General features: G+C 44.9%; 11 protein-coding genes. 1 reads left to right on the top strand and 10 read right to left on the bottom strand.

The features are described from left to right. Positions 1–44: 44 nt before the first annotated feature. From WFI24_RS23280 to zwf, 7 genes are all read right to left on the bottom strand, one after another. Positions 45–1,508: a glycoside hydrolase family 1 protein gene (locus WFI24_RS23280; RefSeq protein WP_150365525.1), complete on the bottom strand. Its 1,464-nt coding sequence runs from the start codon at positions 1,506–1,508 to the stop codon at positions 45–47. 50 nt (positions 1,509–1,558) lie between these two features. Beyond that, a complete protein-coding gene (locus WFI24_RS23275; RefSeq protein ID WP_336764523.1) occupies positions 1,559–3,478 on the bottom strand; it encodes a beta-glucoside-specific PTS transporter subunit IIABC in 1,920 nt (639 codons plus the stop codon). A gap of 145 nt (positions 3,479–3,623) precedes the next feature. Further along, positions 3,624–4,466, bottom strand: coding sequence for a BglG family transcription antiterminator LicT (licT, locus tag WFI24_RS23270; protein WP_336764522.1), 843 nt, complete (start codon positions 4,464–4,466; stop codon positions 3,624–3,626). Positions 4,467–4,792: 326 nt separating this feature from the next. Then, positions 4,793–5,896: a metallophosphoesterase gene (locus tag WFI24_RS23265; protein WP_336764521.1), complete on the bottom strand. Its 1,104-nt coding sequence runs from the start codon at positions 5,894–5,896 to the stop codon at positions 4,793–4,795. A gap of 246 nt (positions 5,897–6,142) precedes the next feature. Beyond that, positions 6,143–7,561 (bottom strand): NADP-dependent phosphogluconate dehydrogenase, encoded by a 1,419-nt coding sequence (gene gndA / locus WFI24_RS23260; protein WP_336764520.1) that lies wholly within the window; start codon positions 7,559–7,561, stop codon positions 6,143–6,145. Positions 7,562–7,621: 60 nt separating this feature from the next. After that, a complete protein-coding gene (gene fsa, locus WFI24_RS23255) occupies positions 7,622–8,287 on the bottom strand; it encodes a fructose-6-phosphate aldolase (RefSeq protein WP_076210039.1) in 666 nt (221 codons plus the stop codon). A gap of 36 nt (positions 8,288–8,323) precedes the next feature. Next, positions 8,324–9,847: a glucose-6-phosphate dehydrogenase gene (gene zwf / locus WFI24_RS23250; protein WP_336764519.1), complete on the bottom strand. Its 1,524-nt coding sequence runs from the start codon at positions 9,845–9,847 to the stop codon at positions 8,324–8,326. A gap of 112 nt (positions 9,848–9,959) precedes the next feature. Between zwf and WFI24_RS23245 the strand changes: the two genes are divergently transcribed. Beyond that, positions 9,960–10,844 carry a LysR family transcriptional regulator gene (locus tag WFI24_RS23245; RefSeq protein ID WP_336764518.1) on the top strand — a complete coding sequence of 295 codons (885 nt, stop codon included), beginning with the start codon at positions 9,960–9,962 and terminating at the stop codon, positions 10,842–10,844. Positions 10,845–10,936: 92 nt separating this feature from the next. Here WFI24_RS23245 and WFI24_RS23240 read toward each other — a convergent pair whose 3' ends face one another. From WFI24_RS23240 to WFI24_RS23230, 3 genes are all read right to left on the bottom strand, one after another. Further along, positions 10,937–11,164: a chemotaxis protein CheW gene (locus WFI24_RS23240; protein ID WP_336764517.1), complete on the bottom strand. Its 228-nt coding sequence runs from the start codon at positions 11,162–11,164 to the stop codon at positions 10,937–10,939. Between the two features lie 49 nt (positions 11,165–11,213). Further along, entirely contained in the window at positions 11,214–11,894 is a 681-nt protein-coding gene (locus tag WFI24_RS23235; RefSeq protein ID WP_336764516.1) for a hypothetical protein, read from the bottom strand. A 143-nt stretch (positions 11,895–12,037) separates the two neighbouring features. Further along, a complete protein-coding gene (locus WFI24_RS23230) occupies positions 12,038–12,631 on the bottom strand; it encodes a cupin domain-containing protein (protein WP_336764515.1) in 594 nt (197 codons plus the stop codon). Positions 12,632–12,758: the final 127 nt, after the last annotated feature.

Genomic DNA, 12,758 nt, shown 5'->3' with positions numbered 1-12,758 from the left:
ACGCCCGGGGTGCCTATATAGGTTGATCTATTCAAATTTCTGATCTATTCCAAGTTCTCGCCATTCGAGGCAATGACTTTTTGGTACCAGCCAAAGCTCTTTTTCTTATACCGATTCAATGTGCCTTGTCCGTTGTCATCCTGATCCACGTAGATTACGCCATAACGCTTGGACATTTCCGAAGTGGATGCACTGATGATATCAATCGCTCCCCAGTTGGTATATCCCATCAGGTCTACACCATCCATAACGGCTTCTTTCATTTGTGTAATATGTTTTCTCAGATAATCAATCCGGTAATCATCGTTGATGGAACCGTCTGCTTCAACCGTATCTTTCGCGCCAAGGCCATTCTCCACCACAAACAGTGGCAATTGATAACGATCATACAGCTCTTTCAATGCAACGCGCAGACCGATCGGATCAAGCTGCCAGCCCCATTCCGTACGCTCCAGGTTCGGGTTCTTGATCGTACTGTACAGGTTGCCTCCAGTTACTCCATATTCCTCTGGATTAACTGCGGATACCAGGGATGTATAATAACTGAACGAGATGAAATCAACCGTATGCTCACGCAAGATCTGCTCATCTCCCGGTTCCATGGCAATCGTAATCCCGTTCTCTGCCCAGTACCGAGCCATAAACGTTGGATAACTACCGCGAACTTGTACATCCGTATGCAGCAGGTTTAGCTGATTATCGATCTGAGCTTGCAGCACATCCTCTGGTTTCGACGTCGCCGGGTAATGAATCATGCGAGCAAGCATACATCCGATCTGGAAGTTCGGGTTAATCTGACGTGCTTTCTCTGTCACCAGGCTGCTGGCTACAAATTGATGATGAAGTGCCTGATAAGAAGCTTGCATCGTGTTCTCAACTCGATCTTCAATAATACCGCCACCTGTAAAAGGTTCAATAATGGTTGTGTTAATCTCATTGAACGTCAACCAATATTTTACTTTGTCCTTGTACCGGGTCATCACGGTTTCCGCATATCTCACAAAATGTCCAATCACTTCGCGACCAGCCCAGCCGTTATATTTCAGGACAAGTGCCATAGGCATCTCATAATGCGAGAGGGTTACAAGTGGTTCGATATCGTATTTCCGGAGTTCATCGAACACTTCGTCATAGAAGCGCAGTCCCTCTTCATTCGGCTCGGCATCATAACCATTCGGGAAAATACGCGGCCAGTTGATGGACAGACGGAATGTCTTGAAGCCCAGCTCTGCGAAGAGCGCAATATCCTCTTTGAAACGGTGGTAAAAATCAATCCCGTAACGCTTCGGATAACCTTCTGCACTGTGATGTGCCATTGCTTTCTCAACCGTTGCACTGGTAACATGCATCAGTTCTCTAAGATTGGTGTAGTCCTTTTTCTCAAAATAAGGAACCATGTCGGCTGTGGACCATCCTTTGCCGCCAGCGTCGAATCCACCTTCAGCCTGATTGGCGGCAATAGCGCCGCCCCATAGAAATCCTTCTGGAAACCCTTGTCGATTGATCATTCGTATCTCTCCTTCTTTTGTTGATATTGTCCTTAGTCCGAAGACACAGTTTAGATTTCAGCTTTCAAGACGTCTTCACCCATCGTGATTTCACCCAATTTTACAGGTAAAACCGCCTTGTAATCAGCCGTATTAGTAACAACCATGGCGGTTGTAATGTCGTATTCTTTTGCAATCTCGGCCAGTTCAAATGTGAGTAACTTGTCTCCGGCCTGTACACGTGCTCCTGTAGCAACATATGCATCGAAGTACTGTCCACGCAGCTTCACCGTGTTAATTCCAACATGAATCAGCAATTCCATTCCGTTATCACTGCGGACAACGATCGCATGTTTCGTTTTGAACACATTCATGATGGTACCTGTCACTGGAGAAACCAATTCACCCACCGTTGGAACAAATGCTACACCTTTACCCATCAATTCATCACCGAATGTTGGATCATTGACTTCTTTAAGCGGAATCGATGTACCTGTCATCGGTGCAACAGCTACTGCATCACTCGTTGGTGTTGGAGCGCCCATCTCGTCCACATTTACGGTTGCTGCATCGTTGGAAACTACTTTTGCTGGTGCTGTAGAAGCACCCGGTGAGAATTGAGCCAACGCCTCTGCGTCGCCTTCTTCTTCTTTGATCCCGAACACAGTAGACATAATTGCCCCAACTACAAAGGCAAGAATCATACCGCCTAAGGAATACCAGAAGGTTTGTCCGATCAGGGCTGGCAGACCTGGAAGACCCCCATTACCCGCAAGCACATACGCTTTGGCTCCAAAAGCAAGAGCGAATCCGCCACCTACTGCACTACCAATCATCGCAGCGGCAAACGGTTTTTTATATTTCATGTTTACACCGTACATTGCTGGCTCGGTTACACCCATCAGAGCTGTAAAGCTCGTGGACAATGCGACGGTTTTAAGCTTTTTGTCTTTTGCACGGAAGAATACGCCCAAAGTCGCTCCGGCCTGACCCATATTGGAGATATACGTCAATGGCAAGAATTTATCGAAGCCCAGTGTGGCAATATTACTCAGGATGATCGGCACAAGTGCATAGTGCATTCCTGTCATAATAATGAGCGCCATCGCACCGCCCAGAACAATACCTGCAATCAATCCGCCTTCATTCAACAGCCAGTTGATACCGCCAGACAATCCGGTACCTACAAATGTACCCAATGGACCGATTGCAATCAGCGTCACCGGAACCATAACAAGCAAGGTAATCAGTGGCACAAGCAATAGCTTGAGTGCAGCAGGGATCACGCGGTCAACCCATTTCTCAACATAGGACATCAACCATACAGCGAGTAAAATCGGAATAACCGATGAAGCATAACTTACAGCTGTAACCGGGATTCCCAAAAATCCAACCGATTCACCGCTAGATAGCAATGCTGTCATGTCTGGATACATCAGTGCAGTACCTAGTGCAATCGCAACAAACGGGTTACTGCCGAATTTACGAGCAGCGCTGACTGCAATCAGTAAAGGCAGGTAGTGGAATACGCCGTCACCGATGGCTGAAAGAATACGATACGTATCCGTTCCAGCAGACATCCAACCTACGGACACGAATAGCGCAAGTAATCCCTTGAGCATACCTGCCGCAGTAATCGCTGGAAGCATCGGGGCAAAGACACCTGCGATTGTTTCAAAAATTTTCAGCACGACATTTTGTTTTTTATCCGACTTTGGCTCTTTATTTTCTGTAGTTTGCTGGATTGCCGGATTTTCCTTCACCATGGCATCGAACACTTTTGCCACATCATTACCGATAATGACTTGGAATTGATCGCCGGAAATATTTGTTCCCATGACCTTATCCAATTTCTTGAGTGAGCCATTGTCGACTTTCTCATTGTCTTTTAGATCAAAGCGCAAACGTGTGACGCAGTGATACACCGAGTTAATATTGCTTGTTCCCCCAACGGCTTTAATGATTTCCTGTGCCGTTTCCTGATGTTTCATGATGTTTTCCTCCTCATTTTTCCAATAAAAAATACCCGAACGAATCTAGCGCATATGGATGGCGCCATCTCATTCGGGTATTGCCTGATTGAACAGTAACAAGCCCATAGGATATCAAATTGTGGTTTAATCTATCGCGTTAACACTACATGTCCCGCTTGGTTTTCATCAAACGTTCCAGATGGAGCGTTAGATATAACTGCTCAGAGTGGGTCATGTCATACTGATAGTTCTTATGGATAAAAGTCTCGATCTTGCCAATACATTTGAAAGTCTCCGGATAGTTTTTCCGAACTACCTCGTACAAATACTCCTCGGCATCATCATGTGAAGAATGGGTAATAACCCGCTGACAGAAATATTTCAAATGGGTGATGAAGCGGAAATAGTTGACGCTATCTTCGTCCAATTCGATGTTGAAGTGATATTTGATGATATTCATGATCTCCTGCAACAGCTGCATTAGATGGGTGACATCGTTCATGGAATCATTCACTTCCGCATTGATGAAATGCAATGCAATATTACAGATTTCATCTTTGGGAAACTCAATATCCAGTCTTTCTTTCAACAAGGTCAATGCTTCTCTGGCTACATCATACTCCGCCTTATAGAAATGCTGAACTTCCCAGGAAAGTGGATTGCGAGTGATCATTCCTTTTTCCAAGCGTTGAACAGCAAAGTGAATGTGATCAGACAGCGAGACATAGATCCCGTCACTGATGGTTTTGTTCAATTGCGTTCGTGCCAGTGTCACAATATCATCTGTTGCCTGCAGAATCTCAATCGGCACTTCAGCTACGATGGATTTGAATTTCTCATAGATCGATGCATCCTGAAGACGAAATACCTTCTCAATCCGCTCTTCATCAATCTCATCGCCTGCTTTGAACTTGAATCCGATACCCCGGCCGAGGATCAGCAGTTCCTGATTTTTGTCATCCACGGTACTGACAATATTGTTATTAAATATCTGTTTAATAATCATTATGGACCCACCTGGTTTTTTTTGAGGAATAAAAAAGGGCAAAACCAAAACAGAAATAATAAAATCATTTCCATCGTGGTTTTGCCCGCATTACCGGTAACAAGCCTCGGATATAATTTATCATAACCTGAAAACGGTGTCAACCCAAAAATACTACTGCTGCTATTCCACTTCATTCCCTTACATGAGTCATTTCCCTAAGCTTCCACGTTTAAGGGTACATATGTTTTAATATTCACATTTTGATGCAGATTCAAACGGCGTCACCCAAGAACTTATCACTTGCTTCGAACAAACTGAAGACCCTTCTCTCGAAGGGCCTTTCATCATTGCTTGAAGGTCACATTAATCTGTACAATCTCCGAACGGCTACTCGTACGAATTGGAGGTCCCCAGAAGCCAAATCCTGAGGTTACAATGGAGTGCATGGAACCCTTTTGCAGATAACCCCAATCATTCTCGTAGATAGCCTGTGTGATGAACTGAGCCGGTGCAATCTGCCCACGGTGGGTGTGACCTGATACGACCAGATCTACGTTGTTCTGCTCCGCAATATCCAGGTCATACGGCTGGTGATCCATCATAAGTACCGGTTGGCTCAAGTCCGTATCTTGCATTAATGCAGCTACTTCTGCCCGATCCTTCTCTGTACGGTCTTTCCGTCCAATCAGAGTGATCTTGTCATCCAAAACGATCTTGTCATCGTACAGAACTTGCATGTTGCTCTTCTCCAGCGCAGCAATCAGATCTTCAATCGGACCATCGAACTTGTCGTGATTCCCGAGCGAAGCATAGACACCGTACGGAGCCTGAATGTCACTGATAATGTCAGCAATTCCGCTATTCAGATACATATCCAGATTGTCATCAATAATATCTCCAGGATACAGCACCAGATCTGGCTTCAGTGCATGGATCTCCTCCACCATGCGTTTGGCATGTGAAGGGCCAGATAGAAGTCCGAAGTGCATATCAGCAGCCATGACAATGTTGAGCTTGTCTACACCTTCTACTTTTTTATCAATCTGGATATTATATGTTCTCACTACCGGGGTGTAGGCGTTGAAAATTCCATAACCTAATGTGGACACTAACAACACCAGCGTAACGACACCTGCCCACTTCTGTGTGTGATGTCTTGGAATACGGGTTAATCTCAGCAGCCACATCGTCAGGTGAATGACGGGCAGGATCAGCAATAATAACGAGAAGATTGCCAGCCAGTAGGACCCGATGATACCGAGAAACGAGATGCTTCCAAATACTCGTGCCAAAATGAAGGAAGTGGCAAGGAATACAAGCGCTATAATATACAACCACCGAAATCTGGCGGACACGACTGGTTTCATCCAACTCCAACCGCTCCAGCCTATGTAGAACACTAATAAACCGTATACTACCAAAAACAATATACCCGCTAATACAAACATGCCCGGTCTAACCTCCACGTCAATAAGTTGTATTCTGAATTTTCAGCACGGACACAGGTCCGTCTGAACAAGTATAACGTAGTTGAAGGGTCAGATCACCTGTTTGAAAAAGCCATTTAGGTACATTTTATTACAATTTAATGATATTCAAATTCGAATCATTAACGAGAAAAAGCATTCCTGCAGTCGCCCTGAATTGTTAAATTCAAGGACAACTGCAGGAATGCTATATTTTCGGAATGAAATTTACTCGTTAGTGTCCATCCACTGGAAGTGGAATGAACCTTCTTTGTCCACACGTTTGAATGTGTGAGCACCGAAGTAGTCACGTTGTGCTTGCAGCAAGTTTGCTGGCAGACGCTCTGTACGGTAGCTGTCGTAGTAAGACAATGCGCTGGAGAATCCAGGTACCGGAATACCTTGTTTTACAGCAGCCGCTATAACTTCACGCCATGCGCCTTGATAAGATTCAACGATGTTTTGGAAGTAAGGATCAAGCAGCAGGTTTTTGAGTTCTGCATCTTTGTCATATGCTTCTTTAATGTTTTGCAAGAACTGCGAACGGATGATGCAACCACCACGGAAGATCATGGCAATGTTGCCGTATTTCAGATCCCAGCCATACTCATCGGAAGCTGCACGCATTTGTGCAAATCCTTGTGCATAGGATACGATTTTACTTGCAAACAGCGCTTTACGCACGTCCTCGATGAATGCTTTTTTGTCGCCAGAGAACGCTTCAGTCGCTGGTCCATTCAGGATTTTGCTAGCTGCTACACGCTCGTCCTTCATTGCAGACAAGAAACGGGAGAATACGGATTCTGTAATCATGGACAATGGTACACCGAGGTCAAGTGCACTTTGGCTTGTCCATTTACCTGTTCCTTTTTGTCCAGCAGCGTCCAAAATCACGTCAACCATTGGTTTACCGGTTTCTGGATCGTATTTGGAGAAGATATCTGCTGTGATTTCGATCAGGTAACTGTCCAGCTCTCCTTGATTCCATTCTGTAAAGATCTCATGCAGCTCTTCTACAGAAACATTCAATACGGATTTGAGCAAGTGATAAGCTTCACCAATCAACTGCATGTCTCCGTACTCGATACCGTTATGCACCATTTTCACATAGTGTCCAGCACCGTCAGGTCCGATGTACGTGCTGCAAGCGTCATCGCCAACTTTAGCGGAGATCGCTGTGAGGATCGGTTCTACGAGTTGATATGCACTTTCCTGACCGCCTGGCATGATTGCCGGGCCTTTCAATGCGCCTTCTTCACCACCGGATACACCTGCGCCGATAAAGCGGAAACCTTTTTCTTCCAGCTCTTTACTGCGACGTTGTGTGTCAGGGAAGTAAGCATTACCTCCGTCGATAATAATGTCGCCTTGATCCAGATGAGGAAGCAGTTGCTCAATCGTTGCATCTGTCGCTTTACCTGCTTGAACCATGATCAGAATTTTGCGCGGGGACTCCAAGGACTCCACGAATTCTTCAATGGTGAATGCACCTGACAGGTTTTTACCTTCTGCTTCTTTCAGAAGATCGTTCGTTTTCTCCGGGGAACGGTTAAAAACCGCTACCGAGAAACCTTTGCTTTCAATATTCAAAGCCAGGTTTTTACCCATTACTGCCAATCCAATAACACCAATCTGTTGTTTACTCATTATGTCCTCCCAATACTCCATTATTTATATAGTAAGTTGAAACGAATGAATGGTTATAGATTATTGTACTGTTTTTTTCCAGTCCGCTGCAAATTTGTCCATACCTTGATCTGTCAGCGGGTGTTTGGAGATCTGTTCGATGACGGAGAATGGAACAGTAGCAATATGTGCTCCAGCCATCGCTACACGTGTAACGTGATCCGGATGTCTTACAGAAGCAGCAATAATCTGTGCATCCAGGTTATGTGTACGGAACAATTCAGCAACTTTGGCAACCAATTGTACGCCATCTTCGGAGATATCATCAAGACGTCCCAGGAATGGAGATACATATGTTGCACCAGCACGAGCAGCCAGAAGTGCCTGGTTCACAGTGAAGATCAACGTTACGTTGGTTTTCACGCCTTTTTTGGTCAAGTAACGGCAAGCTTCAAGTCCTGCTAGTGTCATCGGCAATTTGATCGTGATGTTTTTGTCGCTGTTGTTAATTTTGATCAATTCGTCTGCTTGCGCGATCATTTCTTCAGCAGTAAGGGCATCTGGTGTCACTTCCGCAGAAACGGACTCAACTTCAGGTACCAAACGCAAGATTTCTTCGATACGATCTTCGAATTTCACGCCTTCTTTAGCTACCAAAGATGGGTTAGTTGTTACACCAGACAATACGCCGATTTTGTATGCTTTTTGAATATCTTCCACGTTAGCTGTATCGATAAAAAATTTCATGATTGAATTACCTCCAGATATATTTTTTATTATGGTTTAAAGATTTGCATTAACTGCCAAGGGGATGTTATCTGTAACTACAGACTCCTGATCCGCCGGCTCATCAAACCACCAGTGGTGACCTTCTGCTTCAAGCATAGCATCCGATTCAGTCGGTCCATAGCTACCCGCAGGATACAAGTGTAGTGGCAACAGATTTTCCTGGAATGCATCCAGAATCGGTTGCACCCAAGCCCAGGACAATTCTACTTCATCCCAGTGGGCAAAGAATGTTGGATCCCCGAGCAAAGCATCACGAATCAGGTTCTCGTAAGCTTCTGCGAGATCGCCTTTATCCGGAGAAAGATCAATATGAACCGGTTTGAATTCACCTTTATTCTCAGGATCACTTGCATTAAGCTGCAATGTCATGCTCTGATCAGGACTCATCTCGATAACGAGCAGGTTCGGCTTGGAGCCCTTGTTTTTCAGCACATTTGTCTGTCCTGAAGGTTCTTTGAATTCAATCACGATACGTGTTGACTTCTCCTTCATTCTTTTACCCGTGCGAATGTAAAACGGAACACCGCGCCAGAAGAAATCATCGATTTGCAATTTGGCAGCAATGAACGTGTCATTCATCGTATTCTCGGCTACACCCGGTTCAGCAGCGTATGCATTTACCGGTTTGCCTTGAATGTTACCTTCAGCATACTGTCCGCGGATGATGCTTGCACCTACAGTTTGCTTCTGTAATGGCTGGATCGATTCCATGATGTGTTTTTTCTTCAATCCAACTTTTTCGGAAGTACTGTTGTATGGAAGCTGAATCGCCATCATCATGAGCAATTGCAACATATGATTCTGGAACATGTCTCGCACTGCGCCTACATGATCATAATAGGATGCACGTTCTTCAACACCCACAGTCTCATTAGCCGTAATTTGCACATTGGAGATGTAACGATTGTTCCATAGCGCCTTCATGATCGGGTTACTCTGATGCAACGTCTCCAGACGCTGTACCATCGGTTTGCCCAAGTAATGGTCAATCCGATAAATTTCTTCCTCGGTAAACGATTCGCTTAATTTGCGATTAAGGTCTCTGGCAGACTGCAGATCGTGACCAAATGGCTTCTCGATGACGAGACGTTTCCAGCCCTCCGTGGAACCCAGTCCGCTTTCTTGAATGTTTTCGGCAATGGGTTCGAAGAATTCCGGACCAACCGAGAGATAAAACAAGCGATTGGACGGAATGCCAAGTTCAGCTTCTCTTTGTTCAACTAATCCTAACAGCTTTATATAATCTTCCTTATGACTTATATTCAATACACTGTAGCGAAAAGCTTTCACGAATGACTTCACAACTTCAGGATCAGCTTGGCGTCTGGAAAATTCATTTAGTGATTTTTCCACTTGTGCCTGAAAGAATTCATCAGACCACTCTCTACGCCCCAGACCAATCAATGAGAAGGTTTCCGGAAGCTTCTGCTCAAGATATAAGTTATATAAGGCAGGATATATTTTTCTTTTGGCTAAATCGCCAGTAGCACCAAATAAAACAATGGTAGTTGGTTCCATCTCACCGTTCTCCTTCCAAGTAACTCTGGTTTCTTTGTTGTAGTTACACTATAATACGTTTTATAGCCATACAAGTAATTAATATATTTCACAGGAGCTATAGACCACATCTATGACAACAAATTACGAACTATATAAAGTCTTTTATTGGGCCGCCAAAACAGGCAGTTTGACACAAGCTGCCAAAGCACTGTATATCACTCAACCGAGCGTCAGTCATGCCATCAAGCAGTTGGAAGAGAGCTTCGGTCTCACGTTGTTTTATCGAAATTCCAAGGGTGTAGCGTTGACACAGGAAGGTGTCAGTCTGTACTCCTATATTGAACAGTCCCAGATTTTGATCTCGCTTGCGGAAGAAAAGATGGCCGCACTGAAGAACCTCGACAATGGTGAATTGAGGATCGGTGGCAGCGACTCCCTGTTCAAACATTACATGTTGGCGTACCTTGAGGAATTCCACACCTTGTACCCTAACATCAAGCTGCATTTGAGCCATGGAACGACGCCGGAAGTTATTACTTTTCTGAAGGAGGGCAAGATCGACCTTGGTGTTGTTCGGATGCCCATTGTTGATCCACAGCTCGAAGTCAGGGAGAGCATTCAGTTGAAAGACTGCTTTGTAGCCGGGGAACGTTATGCTCAGTTGAAGGGTAAAGTGATGACACTTGAGATGCTTCTTGAGCATCAACTGATCCTTTTCTCCCGGAACAGCCGGGTTCGCATGGCTATAACCGAGTTGTTTAACAGCTATAATTACACGTTGAAGCCTGAGATTGAAGTCGGTAGCGTTGATTTGCTCATTGAATTTGCCCGTCGGGGATTGGGTATTTCCTATGTCACACGAGAATTCATCTCCAAAGAGTTGGAGGAAGGTTCTCTCTTCGAAATTCAGCTTGATGTTCCGCTTCCCCCTTCCCATGTGGGAATTATGACTAAACGTAATATGCCGATTTCTCTGGCAGCGAACCGCTTCATGGATCTTATTTTCAAAACGTGAATCAGCATAATCAAAAAAGTACAACAAAGAGCCTCGCCATCCAGTTATGGATGACGAGGCTCTTCAGCCTGCATAATATCTATAGCTAACAACTAATGACTAACCAGATAGGAAGCGTCCAATATAAGTGCAACTCTTCCGCTGCCCAAGATCTTTGCACCAGACAGATGGTTCATCGCACCCAGATACGTACCAAGCGTCTTAATCACCACTTCCTGATTCCCAATGATCTCATCTACTGCGTATGCTGCAATTTTGTCGACGGAACGCACGATCACCAGTGGAATCCGGTTCATTCCTCTCGAACTGTGCCACTTCATTTTCTTACAGTGAGTTTGGTATAAATTCTATGGATTCACACGAATAGAATTACGTGCCGTACAACTGCCCCAGTTCGACTAACCGGTACTTAATTCGCTGCGGGATAATACCAAACAATTGGTCCCAAGTCATAAACATTTCCGGTTTCAACAGATATTCTTCGAACTCCATGGCAGGCACAAACGCCTGGGTTTGCAGATAACGCATTACCTGAGCATCGATCTGCTCGTTCGTTTCAAAATACCCTCGGAATAACTCATTCACAAGTAGCCCATCACACCCAGCCCTGGCACCTGCTGCACTGTATAAGTCCGGTAATAATTCGAATACAACCGGCAATGGTGAGAAAGCATGTTTGCCAGGTTGCGAGTATAAACATACATGACGTCCAACCACATTGACTCGATCCTTCAGCAAACCCCGCAGCACTTTGCCATGAAAGCTAGCTTCACAGTCCACAACTTCACCGTCATGGCCCACATATATCCACACATGCTCCATCTCATACAGATGCCCAATCTCATAATCCCACCAGATGGCATATTCAATTACATATTGGACTGCTTCAGCCGGAAATTGAATATCCCTCCTGAATGAAGGCGAAGGACCTGAACGATCCAGCACAGTAATGCCAACAAAATCCGGATAGAAGGGTTCGTTCCGGTCAAACATCAATACAGGTGCATAACTCATAGCCGTTTCAAGCATTTCGGTCTCTGACATTGTCATGGATGCTATCCCCCATTTTCATCGATGTTAGAACTATATTAACAGAGATTTGTATAGGTGTTAACGTATAGAATAAGCCCGCAACTGGATGAGTTCCAAGCTGCAGGCGTGAATGTTTCTATTTTATTAGAGAGGATTTGCTCCTAATCTCTGGATCCTTCAGTTGGTTGGGGTGCATTGGATGGTTGAGTAGACAGGTCAGAAACAGCGGTATCACACCCTATAGGCGGTCCCAAAATAGCATCGTTTTTAATAGACGCAACGGCTCTGGCATATGCCTCTTCATCCAGACAATAGGCACGATGTGCCACTTCCGGTGGCGTTGCGGCTAGAAAATCAGCTCCAAAAACAATATCAGGGGTCGGCTGATCAAAAATAGTTAATACGTGTACATCATCAGTTTCGGCCACAAACCAGTGAAACCAGCCTTTGGGGAACACCGAAACCTGCCCCGGTTTCAACCGATACGTCAATCGCTCACGCGTGAATGGATTAAACACGGATGTTGTAACCTCGCCACTGATGACGATGACCATTTCTGTAACATTCGTGTGCCAATGAGGCTGTACAATAATCCCTTTGCTAAGATATACATTAAAGAAACCATTTTCAATCGTTGGCAGTTGCGCTCCGAACAGCTGGGTCACATAATTGCGCGGGTCCCTCCGATAATTAACAACAGCATTAGAATCAGCCGCCAGCTGCACGTTCGGGGATTGCAGAATGGGATTAATCATACGATTATTTCTCCTCCTTGGGCATACATCTCATTGTTGTACTGTATGCCGAAGAATGGAAAGATAATACCGTTGACACATGTTATACACGCTTTTTGATCCGAAAATGCAGGTTTCTTGCATCGTA

The sequence above is a fragment of the Paenibacillus sp. USHLN196 genome (genome assembly GCF_037144955.1).
Lineage (GTDB): Bacteria > Bacillota > Bacilli > Paenibacillales > Paenibacillaceae > Paenibacillus > Paenibacillus xylanexedens_C.
The sequence above is the reverse complement of the archived record's forward strand: the minus strand, read 5'-3'. Positions and strand labels throughout refer to the sequence as shown.